Source organism: Amycolatopsis benzoatilytica AK 16/65 (assembly GCF_000383915.1).
GTDB classification, from domain to species: Bacteria; Actinomycetota; Actinomycetes; order Mycobacteriales; family Pseudonocardiaceae; genus Amycolatopsis; species Amycolatopsis benzoatilytica.
Genome location: NZ_KB912942.1, coordinates 677,391 through 701,101, shown reverse-complemented (window position 1 = coordinate 701,101; position 23,711 = coordinate 677,391). Strand labels below are relative to the sequence as shown.

Annotated in this window: 19 protein-coding genes; 7 read left to right on the top strand and 12 right to left on the bottom strand. The window is 70.9% G+C overall.

Going from position 1 to position 23,711, the window contains the following annotated elements:
* Positions 1-1,068: an acyl-CoA dehydrogenase family protein gene (locus AMYBE_RS0103265; RefSeq protein ID WP_020657906.1), complete on the bottom strand. Its 1,068-nt coding sequence runs from the start codon at positions 1,066-1,068 to the stop codon at positions 1-3.
* A gap of 127 nt (positions 1,069-1,195) precedes the next feature.
* Here AMYBE_RS0103265 and AMYBE_RS0103260 point away from each other — a divergent pair, with 127 nt between their 5' ends.
* Positions 1,196-2,140 (top strand): alpha/beta fold hydrolase, encoded by a 945-nt coding sequence (locus AMYBE_RS0103260; protein ID WP_020657905.1) that lies wholly within the window; start codon positions 1,196-1,198, stop codon positions 2,138-2,140.
* Positions 2,141-2,356: 216 nt separating this feature from the next.
* Positions 2,357-3,205, top strand: a complete 849-nt coding sequence (locus AMYBE_RS0103255) for a hypothetical protein (RefSeq protein ID WP_154676110.1) — start codon at positions 2,357-2,359, stop codon at positions 3,203-3,205.
* Between the two features lie 23 nt (positions 3,206-3,228).
* Here AMYBE_RS0103255 and AMYBE_RS0103250 read toward each other — a convergent pair whose 3' ends face one another.
* Positions 3,229-3,768, bottom strand: a complete 540-nt coding sequence (locus AMYBE_RS0103250; protein WP_020657903.1) for a Uma2 family endonuclease — start codon at positions 3,766-3,768, stop codon at positions 3,229-3,231.
* Between the two features lie 483 nt (positions 3,769-4,251).
* On the opposite strand from AMYBE_RS0103250, the gene AMYBE_RS0103245 reads away from it, so the two are divergent.
* A complete protein-coding gene (locus tag AMYBE_RS0103245) occupies positions 4,252-5,895 on the top strand; it encodes a TIGR04141 family sporadically distributed protein (RefSeq protein ID WP_020657902.1) in 1,644 nt (547 codons plus the stop codon).
* Positions 5,896-5,905: 10 nt separating this feature from the next.
* Here AMYBE_RS0103245 and AMYBE_RS0103240 read toward each other — a convergent pair whose 3' ends face one another.
* Positions 5,906-7,300 (bottom strand): WS/DGAT/MGAT family O-acyltransferase, encoded by a 1,395-nt coding sequence (locus AMYBE_RS0103240; RefSeq protein WP_020657901.1) that lies wholly within the window; start codon positions 7,298-7,300, stop codon positions 5,906-5,908.
* A 59-nt stretch (positions 7,301-7,359) separates the two neighbouring features.
* Here AMYBE_RS0103240 and AMYBE_RS0103235 point away from each other — a divergent pair, with 59 nt between their 5' ends.
* Positions 7,360-8,598, top strand: coding sequence for an alpha/beta hydrolase (locus tag AMYBE_RS0103235; RefSeq protein ID WP_034286718.1), 1,239 nt, complete (start codon positions 7,360-7,362; stop codon positions 8,596-8,598).
* Here AMYBE_RS0103235 and folE read toward each other — a convergent pair.
* Entirely contained in the window at positions 8,562-9,164 is a 603-nt protein-coding gene (gene folE / locus AMYBE_RS0103230; RefSeq protein ID WP_020657899.1) for a GTP cyclohydrolase I FolE, read from the bottom strand. The genes AMYBE_RS0103235 and folE overlap by 37 nt on opposite strands.
* Before the next feature lie 149 nt (positions 9,165-9,313).
* On the opposite strand from folE, the gene AMYBE_RS0103225 reads away from it, so the two are divergent.
* Positions 9,314-10,012, top strand: coding sequence for a helix-turn-helix domain-containing protein (locus AMYBE_RS0103225; RefSeq protein ID WP_020657898.1), 699 nt, complete (start codon positions 9,314-9,316; stop codon positions 10,010-10,012).
* 146 nt (positions 10,013-10,158) lie between these two features.
* Here the strand turns inward: AMYBE_RS0103225 and AMYBE_RS0103220 are convergent, their stop codons facing one another.
* Genes AMYBE_RS0103220 through AMYBE_RS0103205 form a run of 4 tightly spaced genes read right to left on the bottom strand, consistent with a single transcriptional unit; the run spans position 10,159 to position 14,424 of the window.
* A complete protein-coding gene (locus tag AMYBE_RS0103220) occupies positions 10,159-10,953 on the bottom strand; it encodes an alpha/beta fold hydrolase (RefSeq protein WP_020657897.1) in 795 nt (264 codons plus the stop codon).
* A 9-nt stretch (positions 10,954-10,962) separates the two neighbouring features.
* Positions 10,963-12,159, bottom strand: coding sequence for a hypothetical protein (locus AMYBE_RS0103215; RefSeq protein WP_020657896.1), 1,197 nt, complete (start codon positions 12,157-12,159; stop codon positions 10,963-10,965).
* Between the two features lie 10 nt (positions 12,160-12,169).
* On the bottom strand, positions 12,170-13,048 hold the full coding sequence (locus AMYBE_RS0103210; RefSeq protein WP_020657895.1) for a nitrilase family protein: 879 nt from the start codon (positions 13,046-13,048) through the stop codon (positions 12,170-12,172).
* A 17-nt stretch (positions 13,049-13,065) separates the two neighbouring features.
* On the bottom strand, positions 13,066-14,424 hold the full coding sequence (locus tag AMYBE_RS0103205) for an amidase (protein ID WP_020657894.1): 1,359 nt from the start codon (positions 14,422-14,424) through the stop codon (positions 13,066-13,068).
* A gap of 131 nt (positions 14,425-14,555) precedes the next feature.
* Here AMYBE_RS0103205 and AMYBE_RS0103200 point away from each other — a divergent pair, with 131 nt between their 5' ends.
* Positions 14,556-15,572, top strand: coding sequence for a LacI family DNA-binding transcriptional regulator (locus AMYBE_RS0103200; RefSeq protein WP_020657893.1), 1,017 nt, complete (start codon positions 14,556-14,558; stop codon positions 15,570-15,572).
* Between the two features lie 206 nt (positions 15,573-15,778).
* Here AMYBE_RS0103200 and AMYBE_RS0103195 read toward each other — a convergent pair whose 3' ends face one another.
* From AMYBE_RS0103195 to AMYBE_RS0103185, 3 genes are read right to left on the bottom strand one after another with little or no spacing between them, the layout of a single operon-like run.
* A complete protein-coding gene (locus tag AMYBE_RS0103195; protein WP_020657892.1) occupies positions 15,779-16,951 on the bottom strand; it encodes an SWIM zinc finger family protein in 1,173 nt (390 codons plus the stop codon).
* The gene (locus AMYBE_RS0103190; RefSeq protein WP_020657891.1) at positions 16,951-19,686 is read right to left on the bottom strand and encodes a DEAD/DEAH box helicase; all 2,736 of its coding nucleotides are present in this window, start codon (positions 19,684-19,686) and stop codon (positions 16,951-16,953) included. The genes AMYBE_RS0103195 and AMYBE_RS0103190 overlap by 1 nt, the downstream gene beginning before the upstream one ends.
* 55 nt (positions 19,687-19,741) lie before the next feature.
* Positions 19,742-21,742 carry an acyl-CoA dehydrogenase family protein gene (locus AMYBE_RS0103185; RefSeq protein ID WP_020657890.1) on the bottom strand — a complete coding sequence of 667 codons (2,001 nt, stop codon included), beginning with the start codon at positions 21,740-21,742 and terminating at the stop codon, positions 19,742-19,744.
* Between the two features lie 146 nt (positions 21,743-21,888).
* On the opposite strand from AMYBE_RS0103185, the gene kstR reads away from it, so the two are divergent.
* Positions 21,889-22,521: a cholesterol catabolism transcriptional regulator KstR gene (gene kstR / locus AMYBE_RS0103180; protein WP_020657889.1), complete on the top strand. Its 633-nt coding sequence runs from the start codon at positions 21,889-21,891 to the stop codon at positions 22,519-22,521.
* Positions 22,522-22,777: 256 nt separating this feature from the next.
* On the opposite strand, the gene AMYBE_RS0103175 is transcribed toward kstR, so the two are convergent.
* Positions 22,778-23,611: an LLM class F420-dependent oxidoreductase gene (locus AMYBE_RS0103175; RefSeq protein WP_020657888.1), complete on the bottom strand. Its 834-nt coding sequence runs from the start codon at positions 23,609-23,611 to the stop codon at positions 22,778-22,780.
* Positions 23,612-23,711: the final 100 nt, after the last annotated feature.

Below are 23,711 nucleotides of genomic sequence, written 5' to 3'. Positions count from 1 at the left end.
TCATCCCGCCACTCGTTCGCCCAGCCGGCCGAGCCGGTGCGCTGCTCCCCCGACCGCGCGGCCGAGGTCTTTCACCGCCGAGGAGTACCGGTGCAGCGGGTAGCTCCGGTCCACGCCGACCCCGCCGTGCAGGTGGTGGCAGATCCCCAGCGCGGACGGCGTTTCCTCGGCCAGCCAGTAGGCCGCGATATCCAGTTCGGTGTCCGCGTCGAGCCCGGACGCGAGCCGCCAGACCGCGGAGACCGCGGCCAAGTGCACCGTGCGGGAGGCGACGTAGACGTCGGCGATCTGCTGCGCGACGGCTTGGAAGGTGGCGAGCGGCCGGCCGAACTGGGTGCGCTCGGCGACGTGCTTCGCGGTCAATGCCAAGGCACCGGCAAGCAGTCCGTCGCCCAGCGCGAGTGCGCCCGCCAACGCGAAGCGGTGCACCGTCTGGAGCGCGTGCCCGGAGGTCCGGTCCTGGAGGAAATCCGCCTCGGTCACCCGTACGCCGTCAAGCCGCACGGTGTACTCCGGTGTCCCGCTCGCGTTGTGCGCCGGCCGCACCTGGACCCCGTCCGCCCGCGGGTCCACCAGCGCCACGCCGGTTCCGGTCGGCAGCGCCACCGGCACGAGGATCCGCACCGCTTCCGCCGCGTACGGCACCTGCGTCTTGACGCCGGTTACCGTCCACGCGCCGTCCGCCGCCACGCCGCTGGTCCCGGGGATGGAGGTCAGCGGCGCGGACGGTTCGTGCAGGGCCGCGGTGACGACGGCCTCTCCCGCCGCGGCCGGCGGCAGGAACTCGGCCCGCTGCTGCGGGGTGCCGAGCGCTTCGATCGGCAAGATGCCGAGCGCCAGCACCGCGTATGCGGGCACGGCCGCCGCGACCCGGCCGACCTCGGTCAGCACCGGGGCGACGTGCTCGACGCCGAGCCCGTCGCCGCCGAGGTCCGCGGGCAGCGGCAGCGCCAGCAAGCCCGCCTCGGCGAGTGCGTGCCATTGCTGGCCGGGCTCGTCGCTCTTCCCGAGCACCTGCGCGGCGAGCGAGGCGATCTCGGCCTGCGTATCGTCGGGGGTGAAGTCCACGCCGGTCTCCCTGCAACTAGGTGGAACACGTTCTAGTCTTAGCCGGAATGGGCTCGCTCGGCAACCCCCAAACGCCGATGTCGGACCGCAGGTTGACCGAGCAAGCGGAGAGGATCGGGACGCCGACGTGGATGCGGAACAGGTTCTCAAATCAGCGCTCGGCGACATCGGCTGGCAGGCCACCCGCAAGCTGGCGACGATCCCGTCCACCGCGGGTGTCCCGGATCCGCAGCCGCTGTCGCTGCCCGGACGCGGCCAAACCGTCGTGGTGGACGTCGGCCCGCGCCACGCGCCCGCGGTGATCCTGCTGCACTCGGTTGCCTGCACTGGGCTGCTCACCTGGTATCCGGCGCTGAAACGGCTGTCCGCGAACCACCGGGTGGTCGTGTTCGACCAGCGCTGGCACGGCCAGGGCATCCGCGCGCACGAGTTCAGCCTCGCGGACTGCGCGGACGACGTCGTAGCGGTCGCGGACACGCTCGGGATCGACCAGTTCCTCGTCGCCGGCTATTCCATGGGCGGCATGGTCGGCCAGCTCGCCGCGCACCGCGCACCGGAACGGGTCAACGGACTCGTCCTCTGTTCCACCGCGAGCAACTTCCGCCGCGGCCTGCGCCAGCGGGTCGCGCTCGACGTGTTCGGCCGCACCCTGCACCTGCTTCGCGACCAGGCCCGGATCGGTCTCGTCCCGGGCGAACCGCGCCGCGAGCGCCTGGCCCGGCTCGAGGACCACCGGTGGGCGCTGGCGGAGTTCCGGTCCACGAGCCCGTGGGCGATCGCGGTCGCGCTGGACGAGATCGGCCGCTTCGATTCGACCCCGTGGCTGCACACGCTGGACCTGCCCGCGGCGGTCGTGGTGACCGCACGGGACGGCTTCATCGCCCCGGCACACCAGCGCAGCCTGGCGCGGCGGATCGCCGGAGCGGCGACGTACGAGATCCCGGCCGGGCACACCGCGTGCGTCTTCGCGGCGGACCAGTTCGTCGCCGCGCTGATGGCGGCGTGCACTTCGGTGCAGGCGGCGATTTCGGGACGGCGGAAGCAGATCGGCGAGATCGCGGATTCCGCTTGAGAGACTGACTCGCGGTTAGTAGGAAGTGCGGCCGCCGCCACCCACTCCACTCGCACGCAACCCCATCAGCCACGGCAGCCACAGCGCGATCACCTCGGGTACGGCCGGCGCGCGAACGGGTGATGCCCCTGCTCTCCGGACAGCGGATTTCCGAGGCCAGATCAATCAAGTACAGCTAGTAGTCTGTCCTGTCGCCACGCCGCCGGGGAGGGCGCGTTGAACGACTACCTGTCCTTGCTGCCGTCAACTCTGCAATGGGTATCGAATCAGCTCGGATCCATGTCGAATGTGCCTTGGCCATTGTGGATCGGCCTGCTGTTTCCGATCTACGTCGCAGCGGTATCGGTCGCGATCTGGGTGCTGCGCGGTCGCGTCTGGCTGGTCCAGTGCGCCTATCCGAAGACCAGCCGCAACCGGGACTGCCAAAACTGGGTGCCGGGCGAGTGGTCGCGATGCCGGCATCACAACCGACGGCGGAACTATGAGTTCGGGCATTCCGTTAACCCGGACATCCAGCGATGGCAGACCTTTGGCAAAGGGGACGAGATCGTCGAGCGGCGGGAGCGTGGAGTCGGCCTGCTGCGGATGCGTCCCGCCGGCGCAACCCTGCTTTACCAACGCGGGTATCCGCGTCCGCCACGGCTGGTGCTTCGGCAATTGCCCGCTGCTGCGGCCGCGACGTGGCAGCAGGTCAAAGGCGCACGCCTCAAGAAGTCCGCTGCCGGTGACCATTCGGAAGCCGCGCCAGGCTCGGCTCGAACAGACGTCGCTCAAGGACTCGACCGGGTAGTCTCCGCCACCAGATTCGCGATGGGCTCCTTCGTCACGGCGATCGCACTGACTGGCATCGCGGTCCTCGTGGACGGTGCGGCACAAACGGTCCTGCAATACCTGGCAACACTTGGGTTCGTCTTGGCCTGGGCCGCGACGAGCGCAGGCATTTACAGCCGTAGCGAGGCGTGGCTGAAAGGGGCGTGCCTGAAGAGCTTGAAGTGGTGGTTCTCCATCTTCGTCCCGGTCGGCGTGCTCAATCTCGTGTTCACGATCGCCAACAAAGCCCCGTGACAATGAGGAAAACCGCAAGCGCCTCAGTACGTCGACACCAGGTCCGCCGGACGAAGCTCCAGCCGGTACGGCCTCTCCAGCCGCACCACTTCGTCCCCGGTCGCTTCGCCGTCCAGCACGTATTCGCCGTCCTCCAGCCGAAAGCAGCTCAGCGTCGGCTCGCCCGGCTCGATCACCCAGTAGTAGGGGCAGCCGGCCGCCGCCAGCCGGGCCGGCTTGAGGAACCGGTCGATGTGCCTGCTCGACTGCGACACCACCTCGACCGCCAGCACCGGGACACCGACCAGGGCGCGTTCGGTGAACGCCTCGCGCCTGCCGACCACCACGTCCGGGATCATCACGGTGAACTCGTCGAGCACCACGTCCACCGGCGCCGGGAGCACCTCGCAGTCGGCAGGGCACACCGGGGTGAGCGCGGCCAGGAGACGCGCGACCACCCGCTGATGCAACGGACGCGGCGACGGGCTCACCAGAAGCGTCCCGTCGACCAGCTCGTACCGGCGGCGTTCATCCGAGATCGTCTCCAGGTCCCGACGGGTCAGGCGGTCGCCGTGCGCGAACATCGGGACTGTCATCATGCTGCCCCCGCAGGCGGGCCGACCGGAAACGACTCAGCCAGGGTAGTCGGGCACGCGCGGCAGCGCGAACCGTCCGGCGGCAGCCTCCCGACCCGGCCGGCCCATTCCCCGGCGGGCTCGCCCGCACTCGCGATCACCATGCGTCACCACAATGCGGAGAGATCGCCCCGGACAGCCCAGCGGTGCCCGGCGAACAGGTTCTTCCGGCACCTTCGGATGATTTCTCGAAACCGTCATCGCCCGGACGGTAAACAGCCATCACGGGATTACCCACGCGCTGCCTGGCCTGCTGAAACCTGTTCTGGTAAGCATCAACGGAAAACCTTACCATCAGCTTGCCTTCGCGCTCTCCGGAATGCACGATTCAGCAGAACTTCACAATTTTGCACTCCATTCTCTCTCCGTGATTAACCGCCGTGGCGCACACTGGACGGACGTGTTGGATTTCCCTCCTTTCGGTGGTGGTCCATGTCCGCTCCCAGCCGTCCCGCGTCCCTCTTCCGCCTCGACGGTTCCGCGGAAGCCCACGAGCTGCTGACCCCGCTCAGCCCGGACCAGATCAGCGCGGACCGCCCGGTCGACCTGCCCGGCACGCGCGCTCGCCTGGTGGCCGGCGCGTTCCGCACCGCGGCCCCGCACTGGCTGCCGCACGCCGAAGCACTCGGCGGCGGTCCGCTGGACCTTCCCGCCACGCTGCCGTTCGCCGTGCTGCTCGTGCCGCGCCCGCCGTGGACCTACGCGGTCACCTGGGGCGCGGGACATCTCGTGCTCAACGACGAGCACGTCGAGCAGGGTTTCGGCCTGCGCTTCGGCATCCGCCGGCTCGACCCGTTCGACCTGGGGCTGGTGGCCAGCGCCGCCCTCGACGTCTCCGCCCGCGCCACCCAGATCTCCATCCCCGGCGGTGGCGAACTGTCCGCGTTCCGGCTGGAACCGTACGGCGATCTGGTGCACCGGCTGGCCGGTTCCGCGGACCTGGCCGACCTGACGTACGGCCGGGTGACCGGAAAGCGCTACCGCATCCGGGTCGGCACTTCGCTGTGGGCGCCGCTGGCCAAGGACCCCCAAGCGTTCCTGGCCGATCTCGACGCGGTCGGCGCGGTGGTCGACGAGCCGGACGAGGATTCCCCCCTGCGGTTCATCTCCCAGACCCGGCCGATGGACCGGCACGACCCGCTGATGCCGGAACTGGAACGCCGCCTCGCCGAGGCACTCGGCGGCGGCCCCGCACTCGGCCTGGCTTGGCCGTCCGGCGCCGCGAACGACGCGGAGAACGCCGGTTCGTTCCGGATCACCACCCTTGGGCCGGGAGGCCCGCTGCTCGTCCGCGGCCGGCTGGACCTGGAGCACCTGACCGCGCGGCTGGCCGGAATCCCGGTCGAGCGACGGCTGAAAGCCTTGCGCGCGGGCAGAATCACGACCTGCGCCGACGACGCGGGCGTGGAGCCGACTGGCGCGCAGCTGCCGGCCGCGCGATGGCTGGTGTTCGAGACGACCGTCGAGCACACCCGGTATGTGTTCCATCAGTCACGCTGGTACCGGATCGGCGAGAGCTACGTCGCGCGGATGCGGGAGCAGGTCAGCGATCTGCTGGCGCGGAAGCACCCGTGGCCGGAGGTCACGTGGAAACCGAGCGGCCAGCCGGACGACGAACACCGCTACTGCCGGCAGGTCACCGCCCGTTCGCCGGGATACCTGTGCCTGGACAAGGATTTCGCGAGCACACCGCTGCATCCGCGGTTCGAGTTGTGCGATCTGCTCGGACCCGACGACGAGCTGATCCACGTGAAATGGCTCGGCCGGGCTACCGCGGCCAGCCACCTGTACACGCAAGCGCTGGTTTCCGCGGAAGCGTTGCACGACGAGCCGGATGCGCTGGCGCAGTTGGCCGGCAAGGTGTCGGCGTTGTCGCCGGGGAGGATGTTGGGCGGCGCGCCGGACACAGTGGTGCTCGCCGCCGCCGGGCGGGCGTGGAACGTCGAGGAGCTGTTCACGCTGTCCCAGGTCGCGTTGCTGCGGCTGGACCGGGCGGTGCGGAGCCTTCGGGCCACGCTGCGATTCGCGGATATCCCGCACACCGCGAAGAGGAAGGCTCGGGTGGTGCGGCGTTAGGGACGACCCGTCACACCGGCGCGGCCTTGCTCAGCTCTTCCAACGCCTCCGGCAACGCATCCGCCAGCGGCCACAGATCCTTCGCCAATTCCTTGGCCCCCAGCAGCCCCACGCCTACCGTGCCGTCGTAGGAAAGCACCGTGACGTTCAGTCCCGCGCCGTGGAACACCGGCCCCAGCGGGTAGATCCCGGTGATCCGGGCGCCCAGCAGATAGAGCGGCACCGGCGGCCCCGGCACGTTCGAGATGATCAGGTTGTGCACCACCGGATGCCGCTCGGCCAGCCGCAGCGCGGAATACGCGCGCACGCCCAGCCCGAACACCGTCGCCGGCGAGAACTGGGCCCAGTCGGCCAGCATGTCGGCATCGATGTCGTAGTGGTGTTCCTTCGCCCGCCGGTTCGTCTCGGCCAGGAAGAACACCCGCGCGGCCGGGTCGGACAGGTGCGTCGGGAGCGAAGCGAAGAACGCCGACACCCGGTTGCTGCCGAAATCGCGTTCGGATCGTTCGTGCACCGACACCGGTACCGTCGCCACCAGCGGCTCCGCTGGCAGTTCGCCGCGGTCGAGCAGGAATCGGCGCAGCGCGCCGGAAACCAGCGCCAGCACCACGTCGTTCACGGTGACGCCGAACGCGTTCTTGATCTGCTTCACCACGTCCAGGTCCAGCTGCGCGAAGGCGACCGAACGGTGGCCGGTGATGGTGCCGTTCAGCGAGGTCCGGGGCGCGGTGAACGGCACGGGCATCCCCTTGCCGCGCAACGTTCTCCCCAGCCACCTCGGTGCCAGCCCGATTAGTTCGGGCAGCAGCCCGGCGATCTCGCGCGGACGCTGCATCAGCGATTCGGCGCTTTCGCGCAGCAGCCGGACCCGGGTGGGCAAGCCGTTGTTGTGCCGCTCGCCTTCCGGCAGCTCGGGCAGCGGGGCGTCCGGCTCGAGGCCGGCCAGGTAGCCGATCAGGCTCGCGCCGCCTACCCCGTCGACGCTCGCGTGGTGCATCTTGAGCAGCACCGCCAGCTGGCCGTCGGCCAGGCCCTCGATCACGTAGAACTGCCACAGCGGACGCGTGCGGTCGAGCTGTTGCCCGGCGATGTGCGCGCACAGTTCGGCGAGTTCGCGGTCGTCGCCGGGCGAGGGCAGGCCGACCCGGTGGACATGGTTGTCCAGGTCGAAATCCTCGTCCTCCACCCACACCGGATGGTGCAGGTTCCACAGCGGGTTGTGGAGTTTGCGGCGGAATGCCGGGATCACCGCGACGCGTTCGGCGAGCCTGCGCTTGAACTCGGGGAACGAGTAGCCGCCCGGCATGGCCGAGCCGTCCAGGGTCATCAGGGCGCAGACATGCAGAAGCTGCGAGGACGTCTCCAGGTAGAGAAAACTCGCGTCCAGCCCGCTCAGTCGCTGCATGCTTGCCAGGGTAGGCCAGAATCCGGGACGCGGTGCTCACCGCAGGTAGCATCGGCCAGGTGAAACCGGACTTCCTGACCCGCAGGGCAGTGCAGCTCGGACTGACCGCGCTCGCACTGCGCCCCCCGAAGCCGCGGCGCACCGCGGTGCCGGTGTTCTTCGCCGGCTGGCTCACCGGCGAACTCGCGCCCCAACTGCTCGCGCTGACCGCGGCGGACACCATCCAGCAGGTCGCGCGCCGCGGTCTGGGCAGCCGTCGCGACCGCGCCGGGTTGGCCATGGCCGCGCTGTCTGCGGCCGGGCTGGCCTCGCTGATCGCCACCTCCCGCAACGCACGCGCCGAGGTCGAGTCCGCGCTCGTCGAGGCGCTCGGCCCGGATTACGCCGCCGGGCTCGCCGATCCGTCCGAGTTCGTGACGTCGTGGCGGCAGCTGCTGATGCCGTTCCGCTCGCACGACCCGGACGTCCGGCGCGACCGGAACCTCGCGTACGCGCCCGGCGGGAAGCGGTTTCTGCTGGACGTCTACCGCCCGCGCGAACCGGTCCGCGACGCGCCGGTTCTGCTGCAGATCCACGGCGGCGCCTGGACCATCGGCAACAAGGATCAGCAGGGCCTGCCGTTGATGCGCCACCTGGCCCGCCGCGGCTGGGTGTGCGTCGCGATCAACTACCCGCTCTCCCCGGCGTCGCGCTGGCCCGCGCACGTCGTCGGCGCCAAGCAAGCGCTCGCCTGGATCCGCGAGCACATCGCGGAGTACGGCGGAAACCCGGGTTTCGTCGCGGTGACCGGCGGTTCGGCCGGCGGGCACCTGGCCGCGCTGCTCGCGCTGAGCCAGAACGACCCGGCGTTCCAGCCCGGTTTCGAGGAAGTGGACACCAGCGTCCAAGCCTGCGTGCCGCATTACGGCGTGTATGACATCGCCGCGTCCACCGGCGACGCGGGAAGCCAGTATCGGCTGGAAAGCCTGCTGGCACGGCGGGTGTTCGCGCCGGGACAGCGACTGGACGATTATCTCGCGGCGTCCCCGCTGGACCGGATCGCCGAGGACGCGCCGCCGTTCTTCGTCATCCACGGCAAACACGATTCGCTGGTCCCGGTCGCCGAGGCCCGGGAATTCGTAGCCCGGCTGCGCGCGAAATCCAGCCAGCCAGTCGCGTACGCGGAACTGGCCGGCGCGCAGCACGCGTTCGACGTGTTCCCGTCAATCCGCAGCGGCTACGTGGTGCACGGCGTCGAGCGTTTCCTCGACTGGGCGCACGGTCAGGCGTTGACCCCGGTCAGCGCGAAGAACTCCTGACGCGAGCGGGCGTCCTCGCGCAGCGTGCCGACGAGGGTGGAGGTGACCGTCGACGAGCCGGTCGCCTGCACTCCGCGCAGCGTCATGCAGGTGTGCTCGGCCTCGATCACGACGCCGACGCCCTTCGGGGCCAACTGGTCGCCGAGCCAGCCGGCGATCTGCTTGGTGAGCCGCTCCTGCACCTGCGGGCGGCAGGCGAAGTGCTCGACCACGCGGGCGAGCTTGGACAGCCCGAGGATCCGGTCGCCGGGCAGGTAGCCGACGTGCGCGACGCCGGTGAACGGCAGCAAGTGGTGCTCGCAGACCGACCGGACCGGGATGTCGCGGGCGAGGACCAGCTCGTCGTAGCCCTCGTCGTTGGGGAATGTGGTGAGGTCGAACGGCCGCGGTGTGAACAGCTCGGCGTACGCGCGCGCCATCCGGCCGGGCGTGCCGCGCAGGCTCTCCGAATCGAGTTCGATGCCGAGCGCCCGCAGGAAATCCCCGGCCGCACGTTCAGCCTCGACCAGGTCAAGGCCGGGATCGGGCTCGTGGACGACACGCAAGGCGGTTCCGGACGACTGCATGGGCGATCCTCGGGGCCGGGCGCCGGGCGGTTCCGGCAGCTGGGTTTCGCCCACAAATCTTGGTCTTATCGCCGCGCGGAGTCAATGTGACCAGGTGAACAAGCCAGGTAGCGGGTTCCGGGCACCCGGCTGGGCGTTATCGTGGAGGAGTGACGAGCGACCTGGCCACGATCCGCGCGGTAGCGGCGCTGGACGAGGACCTGCGCCGCGGCATGTACCTGTTCATCCGCGGCGCCAGCCGCCCGGTGACCCGGGAAGAAGCCGCGGCCGCGGTCGGCATCTCGCGCAAGCTGGCGGCCTTCCACCTGGACAAACTCGTCGCCGCGGGCCTATTGCACGCCCGCTACGAGACGGCCGGCAAGGTAGGCCGCGCACCGAAGGTCTACGAACCCGCGGCCACCGATTTCGCGATCACGATCCCGCCGCGCCAGCCGGACGTCCTGGCCGCGATCCTGGTCGACGCCGTCGCGTCCGCGGCCCCCGGCGAACCGGCCCGCGACGCCGCGCTGCGAGAAGCCGGGGCGCACGGCGTTGCCGCCGGTGCCGCCGAACGCTCCCGATCCCGCCCCGGCCGGCTGGGAACGGAACGCGGGCTCACCCTGGCCGGGACAGTGCTGACCCGGCACGGCTTCGAGCCGAGCCGGGAGACGCCGGTGTGCCTGCGGCTGCGGAACTGCCCGTTCCAGCCGCTGACGACACGGGCGCCGGACCTGGTGTGCGGGATGACGGAGCGATTCCTGAGCGGCGTGGTCGAGGGACTGGAGGTGCCCGGAGTGGCCGCCGCCCGGGTCGCGCCGCATGGCGGGTGCTGCGTGGAGCTGCGGGGGGACGCGGCTTCGGCCGAGTGAGGCCGTCCTCGCCCGGCTGCCGCTGACCCCGAGCGTCGCTGGGGCGATTGCGGGCTGGTCGCCGCCACCGCATGGCGTTTGGCTCGGCGGCGGCGACCACGTGCGCACGGTCGCGCTCGCCGGGAGGCCACAGCTCTGCGCCGTGCTCACGCGGGCCGATCGGCGATTGCCTCTGCGAGATGGTTGGCCAGGAGGTCGGGCACTTCGGCATGGGCGAGGTGTCCTTGCCCGGGAAGGCGGAGGTGCCGGGCCTGCGGCAGGGCTTGGCGGAATACTTCGAAGGCGGTGCCGTACGGCGGTTTTCCTCCATTGAACTCGCCCAGCAACAGAGTTACCGGTGCGTCGATCTCGCGGTAGCGGCGCAACGCCGCGCGGTGGCTGTTGAGCGCGGCCAGTTCCTCGGCGAGCGGGTGCGCGAGCGGCCGCAGCGCCGGCCAGACCGGGCTCTCTTTGAGGGCATCGACGTACTCGGCGGAGAAGCCGGACACCGTGCGGTTCACGATCGCGACGGCTTGGTCGAGGTCGCCGGCGTCCTGCGCGGCGCGCAGGGGCTCGATCGCGTCGGTGCCGAACGGGCTCGACACCGGTTCATATGCCACGACAGAGCGCAGGCCGCGACGTTCGGTCGCCGCTTCCAGCGCGATGAGACCGCCAAAGCTCCAGCCGAAAAGTTCGACGTCCTGGCCAAGAGCGTCGAGAACATGGTGGAGATCGTCGATCTCGGTGCGCACCGAGTAGCCCGGCCCGAGCGGGCCGCTGGGCACCCTGCCGCGGCGGTTGAGGACGACGACAGGATTGGGCAGCGTCAAGAAGCTGACCACGGGCCGCCAAGCATGTGCGTCGGACATTACGCCGGGGACGATGACGATCGGTGGCCCGTCGCCGTCGCGTTGTTCGGCGATCAGCATGGTTCCGTCACGGTCGAAACGGAGGGTACGCATGGCGTCCTTTCAGGAGGTGATGCCCGGCAGCAGCCCCAGCAGCGGGATCCCGGCGGCGGTGCAAACCGTCATCGAGAAGACGTTTCCGACGAACGGGTGGACGCCCGCCGGACGGTGCCGCGACGCGAAGGCAGCCAGCGGCGGGCCGGCAAGCGCGCCCAGGACGGCGCCGCCGAGAATCGCCGGGAGCGTGGGGCCGTAGGTGAGCACGGCCGCCGGGGCAACGGACACGACGGGCACAAACGTCGGGTACCAGCCGTATCGCGCCCATTGACGCCGGTAGAGCAGCACGCCGAGGGTGGCAGTGAGGACTTGCGCGCTGAGCAGCGCGGGCAGCAACTGGCTGCCATAAACCGGCGTCAGCGGATTGAGCACGTAGGTCAGCACCGTGCCAATGAGCATCCCGAGCGAGGCGATCTCGTTGCCGTGAAACGGTGCTTCGGTGAAATCGGCGAGGACGCGACGCAGTACCCAGACCGGTCCCTGGGAGGGCGTGGCAGCCGGTTCGGACGGCGGCGGCGCGACCGGCGACGGCAGCCATGGCAGGCGACGGCAGAGCGGGAAAGCCACCAGAGCGCTCGCCCACATCGCGGTGACGTTGCCGACGACCGCGGGCAGGTTCAGCGGATGGCACACGAAGTCCACCAGCGCCACCGCCATGGGCGTGGTGAGGACGGCACCGAGGACAGCACCGGTTACCGCCACCCGCCACCCGCGGCCGTAGGTCAGGACGACCGCGGGCGGCACCGACACGAACGCAACGAAAGTCGGCTGCCACATGGTGGTCGCGTTCAGCGTCCAGCCCCAGGCGAGGTTGGACAGCAGCAGGCCCAGCAAGGCGGCAGCGGTCAGCCACGGCCAGAGCCCGGAGCCGAGCGGGAATCCAGCCCATCGGCGGTTGCGTTTCCCCGCCCAGTGCGCGATCCCCGCGCCGGCCAGCAAGCCCAGCCCGCCGAGCCCGGTCTTGTAGAACTGCGCCTCGGTGGTGTCTCCGAGACACCACCGCAGGAACTGCGCGACGTCGCGATATGCCTGCTCCTGCCAGAGCAGGTAGCCGGGCAGGAGGTGCGGCAGCGATCCGGAACCGCGGGCCAGCAGGGTGGCCAGTCCGGCCGTGACGCCGACCAGCGCGCCGCCGGCCAGCCACCGCCCGACGCCGGCCGCCCTGCGGGAGCCTGCTTGCGTACCAGCGAGTTTCGTCGACATGGTCGCGCCCTCAGCGGGGGTAGGCCAGGCCGCCGCGGTAGCCCAGCAGCGGATCGTAGAGGTCGGTGCGGCGGTCGCGCGGCAGGTCGTTGAGCTGGTTCCAGATCGCCGCCGACCGGGTGGCCATGAGATCGAGTTCGGCGTAGACGATCGTTTCGCCCTCCGGCGCGGCGACCTCGCTCACGGGCCAGCCGTTGGTTCCGGTGATCAACGAGCAGCCGAGGAACTTCGCGCCGCGTTCCTCTCCGACGCGGTCGGCGGCGACGATCGGCAGGTGATTGACGTGCGAGGCGGTCATCGTCAGATAGGACGCCATGCACCGGCCCGCGTCGTCGAACAGCGGCGGAGGGGTCCAGACCCAGTTGTTCGTGCTGCAGACGACATCGGCGCCCTGCACGGCCAGCAGGCGCGCCACCTCCGGGAACCAGATGTCCCAACAGATCAGCAGCCCGATCCGGCCGATGCGGGTGTCGAACACCGGGAAGCCGCGATCGCCTGGCGTGAAGATGAGCTTTTCGTGGTTCCAGAGGTGCGTCTTCCGGTAGTGGCCGATCAGCCCGTCGGGTCCGATCAGGACGGACGTGTCGAACAGGCGCACCCCGTCGACCTCCGCTATGCCGCCGACGAGGTGGAGGCCGCGGTCCCGGGCGAGCGCGGTCCAAGCCTGCACCGTGGGCCCGCTGAGGTCCTCGGCGTGGGCGTAGGCCTCTTCGCGGGTGGCGAAGGAGTATCCGGTGTTGACCAGTTCGGGCAGCACGACGAGGTTCGCGCCGCGATCGGCGGCTTCGGTGACCAGTTCGAGGGTCCGGGCAAGGTTCTTGTCCTTGTTTTCCATTCCGACCTGGGGGTCGCACTGGACGGCGGCGGCAACGATGGCGCTGGTGGGCATATCGACTCGTTTTCCTTTCACAGGTTGGGTGTCTGCAAGTGTTCGGCCAGGCTCAGCAGCTGCCGCTCGGAACCCGGCGGGCCGACGAGCTGGAGACCGGCGGGCAGTCCGTCCAGGAGACCGGCGGGAACCGAGACGGCGGGCAGGCCGAGGACGCTCCACGGACTGGTCAGTGCCAGCAGGGCAGCCCGCACGTCCACCTGCTCCCCGCCGATCGGTTCCGCACGGCTGTCCAGCGGCGGCGGAGAGAGCGGGATCGTTGGCAGGGCGAGAAAGCCGTAGCGGCGGAAGAGCTCGGCTACGGCCGGGCGAACGCGGTCGCGGAGGTCGAGCGCACGCACATATTCCCAGCCCCGGACCTCGCCGCCGGCGCGAAGTCGGTCGCGGACTTCCTCGCCGTAGAGCTCGGGTGCGGCCGCGAGGCGTTCCGCGTGAACCGCGTAGGCCTCGCTGCCCTGCATGATCTGGTAGGCGTCGCGCAGTTCCTTCGCGTCGGGGACGGAGACTTCGCCGGCGATGAGGTCTCCGGCGAAATCCCTGGCCAGACCGGTGATTTCGGGGGTGGTCGGGAAGAGCGAGCCGGGCGGCAGCCAGCCGATGCGCGGGGTGGCGATCGGGGGGTGGGCGGAAGGGCCGTCGCTCAAGGCCGTCCACAGCAGGTGACAGTCCGCGGCCGTGCGGGCGATCGGTCCGACCGTGTCGAACGACGGTGCCAACGGGATAACGCCCTGCACGGAAACCGCTCCGTGCGTGGGTTTGAGACCCACGACCCCGCAGCAGGCGGCCGGAACACGCACCGATCCTCCGGTGTCGGTGCCCAGCGCGAGCGGCACGATGCCGGCGGCGACCGCGGCGGCGGACCCGCTGCTCGAGCCGCCGGCCATGCGGCTGGTCGAGTAGGGGTTGCGGGTCGGGCCGCCCGCGGAGCGATCGCCGGTCGGGCCGTTCGCGAACTCGTGGGTGGCGGTCTTGCCGACGACGATAGCCCCGGCCGCGCGGAGCCGCTTGACGCAGTCGGCGTCCTGCCGGGCGATGTTGCCGGCGAGGTGGCGGGAACCAGCGGTCGTCGGCAAGCCCTGGACGTCGATCACATCCTTGATCGCGACGGGCACGCCGTGCAGCGGTCCGCGGTCCGTTCCCGCGGCCAGTTCCTGGGCCGCCCGGCCCGCGGCCGCCCGGGCGCCTGCTTCGTCGAGCGTGACGAACGCATTGAGCACCGGCTGTGTCCGGGCAGCTTCGCCGAGCGCGATTTCGACCAGATCGAGGGGAGAAACCCGGCCCGCCCGCAGCTGCGCCGCCAGCTGGACGACGCCGACGCGGGCGAAGTAGCCGCTGTCCGGCGACGTGCCCGGTTCGGCCTCGATGGATGACGACACGCTGAATCCTCTCTTACACAAACGTTTGGGTTTGCCTGGTTGAGCTACTCAAACGTTTGGGTCAATCGTTTGAGTAGTATGAACTCAGTGCAGGGTGATCTGTCAAGAGCGGCTGACGAGGGGCGGCGACGGTGAAACGACAGGACGGGAAGCGTCCGGCCACGTTGCGGACCGTCGCGGAGTCGGCCGGAGTGGACGTGTCGACCGTGTCGAGGGTGCTCAACGGGCCGCCGTCAGAAGTGGCGCGCGCGGCGTCGCGGGAGACCGCCGACGCGATCCGCGAATGGGCGGCGCGGCTGGACTACCGGCCCAACCCGCACGCGAAGAGCCTGCGCACCGCCCGCAGCAACCTGATCGGCGTACTGGTTCCCCGGCTGTCGGATGTGGTGCTCGCGACGATCTACGAGGGAATCGAGGACGCGGCGGCGCGGCACGGGCTGGCGACCTTCGTGATGAACACCCACGACCGGCCGGCCGAGCAGCGCGCGCGGACGGACCTGGCGCTGGCCCGCCGGGTCGACGGCCTCGTGCTCGGCGACGCCCACAGCGACGCTGTCTTCGTCGACGAGATCGCCGCGCGCAAGGTCCCGTTCGTGCTCGTCAGCAGGCATGCCGGCACCCACCCGGCGGTGACGTGCGACGACTACCTGGGCGGACGGCTCGTCGCCGAGCACTTCCTCCAGCTGGGGCACGAACGGGCCGGGGTGATCGCGGGCGAACCGTTCGCCAGCACCGGGCTCGATCGGACGGCCGGCTTCGTGGACCGCTACCGGGAGGCGGGTTTCGACGTGCCCACGCTGCGCTCGGCGTTCGACACCACCGGCGGGCACCAGGCCGCCGATCAGTTGCTGCGGCAGCGCCCGCGGCCGACCGCCGTCTTCGCCGTGAACGATTTCGCCGCCATCGGCGCACTGGGCGCGGTGCGCGACGCCGGCTTGCGCCCAGGCGAGGACATCGCGGTCGCCGGGTTCAACGACACGCCTCTCGCGGCCGAGCTGCCCATCCCTCTGACCAGTGTCCGTTCCCCGATGCACGAAATGGGCAGCCGCGCACTCGAACTGCTCACGTCCATCTTGGGCGGAGAAGAACCGCGTTCCGAACGACTCGCACCGGAACTGGTCGTGCGCGCTTCGACTCGGCCGGGCTGACTCGCGAAGCGCCTTCCGGCACGGCCGGTGCCGAAATCGGCTCCGCGGGCCGTTGCCGCCGCGAGGACTGATTGATCCGGCAGGGGAGGTCAGCAGTTCGAGCTTGGAGTCTTGGGCTACGCGCTCGAAGCGAGCGCCCGGCACCGGTGCTCGCCGGAAAGCCCCACATTCATGCGGAAATCACCAAGACGGCGAGAGCGGCGGAGTCATGCTTCGTCCTGGTGCTCCGCGTCCGGCGGATAGCCCACGTCGACCGGACTCTCCGCTGGCGGGCCGTCCGGCCACCACTGCCCGGACACCCGCACGAACCGGTACCAGCGGCCGTCTTTCCCGTACCGGAGCTGCACCGCTCCGGCGGTCACGCGGTTGCGCCACACCTTCACCTCTCCCGCCAGCTCCGCCAGCTCGGCCCGGGCCGCCGCCAACGGCCCCGGCCCCGGGCTCCACACGTCGCGCAGAGCCGCCAGCCCGCCGCGCCCCGCTTCGCGCCACGCCTGTGCCGACACGATCAGGTCCGACGGCGCCAGCTCCGCCGCCGCGGCCAGCGCGAACACATCCGCGCCCGGACGAGCCGCGCGGCGGGCCAGGTCCTCGCTCAACGTCAAGTCCGCCATGGAATCGCGGGCATGCAGCAGATCGAAAGCCAGCGCCGCCGCATCGGCGGCGAGCGCGGCGAGCGCGGCGGCCGTCCATCCGGTACGGGCTGGCGGGTCCAAGTCCAGCACGGCGGGCCGCCCCGGCTCGGCCGGGATCGCGGGCCGCGGCGGCAGCGGCGCGACCCGGCGTGCGTACGCCTTCTTCGGCGTCAGGCCGACGTCCGGCGGACGAGCCGGACGCGCGGCCGCCGGCGCCCGAAGTTCGCGTAGCTGAGCCAAAAACGAATCCCGGGCTCGGCCGCGCAGGGTGAACAGGACGAACGGGTCGGCGTCCACCTCGTCGGCGACCAGGTAGTACACCGCGGCGACGTGCTTGCACGGGTTGGCGGTGTCCGGGCAAGAACAGCGCGGCCGCAGGTCGCCGGGCCCGGGCAGCAGGTCCGCGCCGGCTTCGCGGGACTGGACGGCCAGTTCTTCCGGCAGTTCGCCGTCGAGCAGGGCGGCGGCGTGGCCGAGCCGGCGTCCGGCGACGTCGAGCAGCTTGTCCCATTCCCGGTCATCGAACTGGCGCATCCGGATGACGACCCGGTAGGGATCCGCCCGGCTGCCCTGCACCCACGCGGAGATCTCGCCGGAACTGATCGTCAACTGGTGCACGACGCCCTTGCGCGCGTACGTCCGCCCGCGCGGCAGCCGGTTCGGGTCCAGGCTCGCGCGTTGCTCCAGGGCTTCCAGCCACGCCCGGCCCCACCACCGGTTCCCGAACGTCCGCCGCGGCGGCATCAGCCGGTCCCGAGCCGGACGAGGTCGGCCAGCTGGTCGTCGGACAGCTCGGTGATCCAGTCCTCGCCCGCGCCGACGACCGCGTCGGCCAGCCCGCGTTTCGTTTCCAGCACCGCGGCGACGCGTTCCTCCAGCGTGCCTTCCGCGATCAGCCGGTGCACCTGGACCGGCCGGTCCTGGCCGATCCGGTACGCACGGTCGGTCGCCTGGTCCTCCACCGCCGGATTCCACCAGCGGTCGTAGTGGATCACGTGCGTCGCCCGGGTGAGGTTGAGCCCGACGCCGCCCGCCTTGAGCGACAACAGGAACACCGGCACCTCGCCGGACTGGAACGCGGCCACCATCTCGTCCCGCCGCTTCGGGCTGACCTCGCCGGACAGCAGCGCGGTGGGCACGCCGCGCTCGGCGAGCCGGCGTTCCAGCAGCCGGCACAGCCGGACGTACTGGCTGAACACCAGCACGCTCTCGCCCTCGTCCAGGATGACGTCCAGCAGCTCCTCGAAGGCGGCGAGCTTCCCGGACCGTCCGCCGAGGACTCCGGCGCCCTCCTTCAGGTAGTGCGCCGGATGGTTGCAGATCTGCTTGAGCTCGGTGAGCAGCTTGAGCACCTGGCCGCGTCGCTGCACGCCTTGCGCCTCGCGGATCTGTGCCAGGTTCTCCCGCACCACCGCCTCGTACAGGGTGGTCTGCTCGGCGGTGAGCGGCACGTACCGGTCGGTCTCGGTCTTGCGCGGCAGCTCCGGGGCGATGTCCGGATCGGTCTTGCGGCGGCGCAGCAGAAACGGCCGCACCGTGGCGGCCAGCCGTTCGGTGACCGTCGCGTCGCGGTCGCGTTCGATCGGCCGGGCCACCGTGCGCCGGAACTTCTCCAACGGGCCGAGCAGGCCCGGTGTCGTCCAGTCGAGCAGCGCCCACAGCTCGGTGAGCCGGTTCTCCACCGGCGTTCCGGTGAGCGCCACGCGCGCGGCCGCCGGGACCCGGCGCAGTTCCTTCGCCGTGGTGGACAACGGGTTCTTCACATGCTGCGCTTCGTCCGCGGCGACCATTCCCCAGTCCACTTCGGACAGCAGGGCCCGATCCCGGCGCAGCACTCCGTAGGTGGCGAGGACGACCTCGTCCGGGGCGAGGTCCGCCAGGTGCCGTCCGCCGCCGTGGAACCGGCGCACCGGGACGTCCGGCGCGAACTTGCCGAACTCCCGTTCCCAGTTGCTCAGCAGCGAGGTCGGGCAGAGCACCAGCGTCGGCCCGGCCGCCTGCGCACGCCGGTGCAGGTGCAACGCGATGAGCTGGATCGTCTTGCCCAGCCCCATGTCGTCGGCCAGGCAGGCACCGAGACCCAGGTTGGTCATGGCGGCGAGCCAGCCGAGACCGGCGCGCTGATACGGCCGCAGCGTGGCGGTGAGGCCGTCCGGCTCGACGACCGGCGCGGAATCGTTCGCGCGCAGCCGTTCGACGAGTCCGGCCAAAGCGGGTTGCGGCGCGAACTCGACCTGTTCGCCGTCGACCTCCAGCTCTCCGGTCAAGGCGGCGGCCAGCGCCTCGGCTCCGGTCAGCCGGGAACGTTTCGCCCGCATCCGCGACAGCAGCGCCGGGTCGAGCCGCACCCATTGCCCGCGCAGCCGGACCAGCGGCCGTTTCGCTTCGGCGAGCGCGGCCACTTCCTCGTCGGTGAGCTCGCTGCCGCCCAGGCTGAGCCGCCAGCGGAACTCCAGCAGCCCGTTGAGAGGGAAAGCCGGACCCGCTTCACTGGCCGGCGCCTGCGTGACACTGGCTTTCGCCCGCACTTCCCCGGCGAACAAATCCTTGGGCCACAAGACTTCGATTCCCGCAGCGGCCAAGTCCCGGGTGCCCGAGCCGAGCAGGTCGACCACCTCGTCGTCGGACAACGGAAGCGTGGTGGGGGCCGGCTCGGACAGCACCCGGGCCAGCGGCGGCCACGCCCGCGCGCCGCGGCGCAACCCGAGCAACAGCTGCGTTTCCACTTGATCGCCCAGCCGGTGCAGGACCGCCTCCGGGGCGTCCCACAACGTCGCCGCCTCCACCACCAGGCTCGGCTCCAGCGTGGACCGAACCGCCAGGACGCCGGCGAACTCCTCGTCGCTCGATTCGATCCGGAGCAGCAACTGCGCGCCGTCCGGACTGCGGGATTCCAATTCGGCGAGCCAGGCGGCGCTTTCCGCGTCGAGCAGCGTCGGCTGGGGGTCGGCGAAGGCCGCGCCGCCGGAGCCGACCGCCGCGGCCGGACTGCGCGCCAGGACGTCCGCTGCCGAGTCCCAGACCGCGCGAACCAGCGATTCCGGCGAGTGCAGCCGGATGCGTTTCACTCCGGACAGCGGCAGCGCGTGCGCTTCCGGCGGCAGCGCGGCGGCGAGATCCCGGAGGAGCTGCTCGTCGGCCGCGTCCAGCGGACCTACCCGCCAGGTCGCCAGCCCGCTGGGGGTGACCGCCGGACGAAGCCGGCCGCGCGCGATCAGGTTCACCCCGGCATTGACCACCGCGGACCAGGCGGCCAGCGCCGGACTCGCCTCGTCCGGCACCACCAGCAGCCGCGGGACGGCGCGGGCCAGCGGGACCAGCCGCGCCACGACCTCGGTGCGGGCGTACTTTCCGCCGCCGGGCAGCACGAGCTGGATCGGGGTGTCTCCCTCGATCCCGTCGCCCCACAGGGCGAGTACGCCTTCCCTCGGCGGATCCGAGGGAAGGTAGGTGGCTTGGGTGTCCTGGTTGAACTCCACGCACGCACGGTAGCTGGTGGGTCCGACAGTCTCGCGCAGCGTGGTCGCGCCCAGCTCAGCGGGGCAGCCCCAGCACCCGCTCCGCGGCCGCGGAAAGCAGCACCTGTGTCGTTCCGCCCGCGATGGACAGGCAGCGGGTCAGCAGGAATTCCTGCGCCGCCGGGGAGTCCGCCACCAGCTCGGCCGAGACCGACAGCGCGAATTCGGCCGTTTCCTGCCGGTGCCGTACTCCCAGCAGCTTCGCCACCGACGATTCCGCGCCCGGCCCGAGCCCGTCCAGCCGCCGCACCGCCGCGCGCAGGTCCAGCACCGAACACGCGCTGCCTTGCCCGATCAGCGCACCGAGCCGGTCCCGGTCCACGTCCGGCGGCGCGGACTCCAGCAGCACCTCCACGTTCTCCCCCACCGCCGAGCCCCGGCCCAGCGCGACGCGTTCGTTCGCCAGCGTCGTGCGCGCCAGCTTCCAGCCCGCGCCGGGCTCGCCGACCACGTCCGCGTCCGGCACGAACACCTCGTCCAGGAAGACCTCGTTGAACACGCTCCGGCCGGTGATCTCGCGCAGCGGGCGGGTGGTGATCCCGGACGCCCGCATGTCGACCAGGAAATACGTGATGCCCTTGTGCTTCGGCACGTCCGGATCCGTGCGGGCCAGGCAGATCGCCCAATCCGCTTCGCGGGCGAGCGACGTCCACACCTTCTGCCCGGTCAGCAGCCAGCCCCCGTCGACCCGTTTCGCCGCGGTGCGCAGCGACGCCAGATCCGAGCCGGCGCCGGGCTCGCTGAACAACTGGCACCACGTCACCTCGCCCCGCAACGTCGGCGCGGCGAACCGGGCGCGCTGGTCGTCCGTGCCGTGCGCGAGGATCGTGGGCACCGCCCACCCGCCGATGACCAGGTCCGGACGGCGTACCTCGGCGGCGTTGAGCGCGGCGTCGATCCGCAGCTGAGCCGCCGCGTCCGCGCCGAGACCGTACGGCGCGGGCCAGTGCGGAGCCAGCAACCCGGAGTCCGCGAGGGCGCGCTGCTGGTCTTCCACGGGCAGCGCGGCGATTTCCGCTGCCCGCCGGGTGACCTCCGGGTCCTCGCCGACCTCCACGCCCAGTGTCCGCCGCTTCCCGGCCAACGCCAGGTCCGCCGCCCGCTGGCGCCACCGTCGCGAGCCGCCGAGCCACTCTCGCAACGCAAGCGCACGACGGAGGTAGAGATGCGCGTCGTGCTCCCAGGTGAACCCGATACCGCCGAGAACTTGAATGCAGTCCTTGGCGTTTTCGACGGCCGCGTCCAACGCCACCGCGGCCGCGCTCGCCGCCGCCAACGGGTCGCCGACCGCCGATGCCGCATCCCAGGCCAGCGCTTCGGCGGCCTCGGCCCGGCACAGCATCTCCGCGCACAAGTGTTTGACAGCTTGGAAACTGCCGATCACCTGGCCGAACTGCTCCCGGACCTTCGCGTACTCGACGGCCGTTTTCAGGCACCACCGCGCCACGCCGGCGGCCTCCGCGACCGCGAGCGTCGCCGCGAGATCCCGAACGTCCGGCAGATCGAGGACTTCCCCCGCCGGGGCACCGGCGATCCGCCCCAGCGAGCGAGAAAAGTCGAAGGGAGCCAAGGCTTCCACCGCGGCTCCTGGCGGTACCAGCACATACCGGTCCCCGCGCGGCAGCAGCAGCCACGTCTCCGAGTCGGCACCGGGCACCGCCGCCGATTCCGCCAGCTGGACCGCGACCCGCGCCGTCCCGTCCGCGATCTCCCCGGCGAGCTCCTTCGCGTGCTCGGCCAGGAGCAGCCCGGCCAGCGCGGTGCTCAGCAGCGGCCCCGGCACCAGCGCCTCCGCCGCCGCGGCGAGCCCGGCGGCGAGGTCCGCGACCGTCCCGTCCGCCCCGTTCACCGAGGCGGGCAACGCGACGCCGGCGAGGCCCAGCGCCTCGAACCCGGCCGGCAGCCCAGCGCCGGCCGCCTCCGCCGACCGCACCGCGGCGACCGGGTCGTGGGCCGCCGCCCAATCCCGCACGGCGGCAGCGAGCGCGGTTTGTTCCTCGGTGAGCGCGACCGGCATCGGTCCTCCTCGCGAGTCCAGGGCTACTCGCGAGTGTAGAACGTGTTACAGTTTTTTGGCCAGCGGGTCGAGAGTTGAAGCTTTCTCCAGGGAAGGTAGTCTGAGCCGAGAACTGGAACGAGTTCCGCAAGACAGGGGGAATACCGATGCCGGGCAAGGCGAAGGCGCCGGCCGCGAAACCGCGGGCGAACGGCCTGGGCGCGATGGGCGACGAGCTGGGCTCCGCGGCCCAGCGGGACCGCCGCCGCCGCATCATCGACGCGACGCTGGCACTGGCCTCCAAGGGCGGCTACGACGCCGTGCAGATGCGCGCGGTCGCCGAAAAGGCCGACGTCGCGCTGGGCACGCTGTACCGCTACTTCCCCTCGAAGATCCACCTGCTGGTGTCCGGCCTGGCCCAGCAGTTCGAACGCGCCCACGAGAAGATCGAACGCAGCGCGATCCCCGGCGAAACCCCCGCCGAGCGGCTGATGTTCGTCCTGGGCCGCAACACCCGGCTGATGCAACGCGACCCGCACCTGACCGAGGCGATGGTGCGCGCGTTCATGTTCGCCGACACGTCGGCGGCGGCCGAGGTGGAACTGGTCGGCCGACTGATGGAAGACATGTTCGCCAGCGCGATGGGCATCGACGAGCCGACCGAAGCCGACCGCGACATCTTCCACGTGGTAGCCGACGTGTGGATGGCCAACCTGGTCGCCTGGGTGACGAGGCGAGCCTCCGCCGCGGACGTAGCCAGCCGCCTGGAACTGTCCGTGCACCTGCTGCTGGACAAGTAGCACGTCCGCGAAGGGCCCCTTGACGGAATCCAAGTCCGGTAAGGGGCCTTTCACCGACCACAACACCCGGCCCCGCCGCCCGCAGGCCCCGCCAGAGCCATCCCGGGGCCGGCTAGGCCCTTCATGCTGGGCAGACCCGGCGAAACCGCACTCATAGCGCCGCCTTGAGCTCCTGGCATTGGGACTCAAAGTCCGTGAAGGGCCCCTTCAGGGACTCAGATTCCGGCAAGGAGCCCCTCACGGACGCAAGAACGGCTCAGTTGCGGAACTTCGCCGCCAACGCCGCGAACTCGTCCAGCGCAGCCAGCGTCTCTGCCTCCGGCATGGTCGGCAGCGAAATCCCGTAGCGGTCCACCCCGGCCTCGGCGTACTCCCGGATCGCCTCCGCCTCGGCCGGCCCGCCGAACAACGTCACCGGCAGGTCCCCGCGCCCCGCCTCCGCGAGTTCGGCCCGCACGCTTCGCACCTTCGCCGGATCCACCGCGGGGTTGGGAATCCACCCGTCCGCGTGCGCGATCACCCGGCGGATCGCCGCCGGACTGGACCCGCCCACGTAGATCGGCACTCCCGGGCTCTGCACCGGCTTGGGCCACGCGAAGATCGGGTCGAAGTCCACCAGTTCGCCGTGGAACGCCGCCTGCTCCTGCCCCCAGATCTCCTTCAACGCCGAGATCTGCTCATTCAGCAGCTTCCCGCGAGTCTTCGGATCGGTGCCGTGATTGGTCATCTCCTCGATGTTCCACCCGGCCCCGACGCCCAGCACGGCCCGCCCGCGCGAGATCAGGTCCAGCGACGCCGCCTCCTTGGCGGTGTGGATCACGTCCCGCTGGATCAGCAGGATCACGCCGGTTCCCAGCACCAGTTCGGACGTGTTGACCGCGGCCGCGGTGAGCGCCACGAACGGGTCGAGCGTCCGGTAGTACATCCGCGGCAGCTCGGACCCGCCCGGGTAAGGCGTTTCGCGGCTGGCCGGGATGTGCGAGTGCTCGGCGAGGAACAGCGAGTCGAACCCGCGCTCCTCCAGCGCCTCCCCCAGCACGTCGGGACGGATGCCTTCGTCGGTCACGAACGTGGAGATCCCAAATTCCATGCCTCGTTCTACCCGCCGGCCCGGGCCGATATTCCCTCAGCGCGGTTGACAGCGCACCGGACCGGTCCGCTAGCGTGAACTCATCAGTCGTTGAATAGGA

What these genes read in the sequence shown, in the direction of transcription:
- AMYBE_RS0103245 (WP_020657902.1), top strand. Translation starts at nt 4,252, where the DNA reads ATGTCCGCTCCCAGCCGTCCCGCGTCCCTCTTCCGCCTCGACGGTTCC.
- AMYBE_RS0103240 (WP_020657901.1), bottom strand. Translation starts at nt 7,300, where the DNA reads ATGCAGCGACTGAGCGGGCTGGACGCGAGTTTTCTCTACCTGGAGACG.
- AMYBE_RS0103250 (WP_020657903.1), bottom strand. Translation starts at nt 3,768, where the DNA reads ATGTTCGCGCACGGCGACCGCCTGACCCGTCGGGACCTGGAGACGATC.
- AMYBE_RS0103215 (WP_020657896.1), bottom strand. Translation starts at nt 12,159, where the DNA reads ATGTCGACGAAACTCGCTGGTACGCAAGCAGGCTCCCGCAGGGCGGCC.
- AMYBE_RS0103185 (WP_020657890.1), bottom strand. Translation starts at nt 21,742, where the DNA reads ATGCCGGTCGCGCTCACCGAGGAACAAACCGCGCTCGCTGCCGCCGTG.
- AMYBE_RS0103175 (WP_020657888.1), bottom strand. Translation starts at nt 23,611, where the DNA reads ATGGAATTTGGGATCTCCACGTTCGTGACCGACGAAGGCATCCGTCCC.
- AMYBE_RS0103210 (WP_020657895.1), bottom strand. Translation starts at nt 13,048, where the DNA reads ATGCCCACCAGCGCCATCGTTGCCGCCGCCGTCCAGTGCGACCCCCAG.
- AMYBE_RS0103195 (WP_020657892.1), bottom strand. Translation starts at nt 16,951, where the DNA reads ATGCCGCCGCGGCGGACGTTCGGGAACCGGTGGTGGGGCCGGGCGTGG.
- kstR (WP_020657889.1), top strand. Translation starts at nt 21,889, where the DNA reads ATGCCGGGCAAGGCGAAGGCGCCGGCCGCGAAACCGCGGGCGAACGGC.
- AMYBE_RS0103220 (WP_020657897.1), bottom strand. Translation starts at nt 10,953, where the DNA reads ATGCGTACCCTCCGTTTCGACCGTGACGGAACCATGCTGATCGCCGAA.
- folE (WP_020657899.1), bottom strand. Translation starts at nt 9,164, where the DNA reads ATGCAGTCGTCCGGAACCGCCTTGCGTGTCGTCCACGAGCCCGATCCC.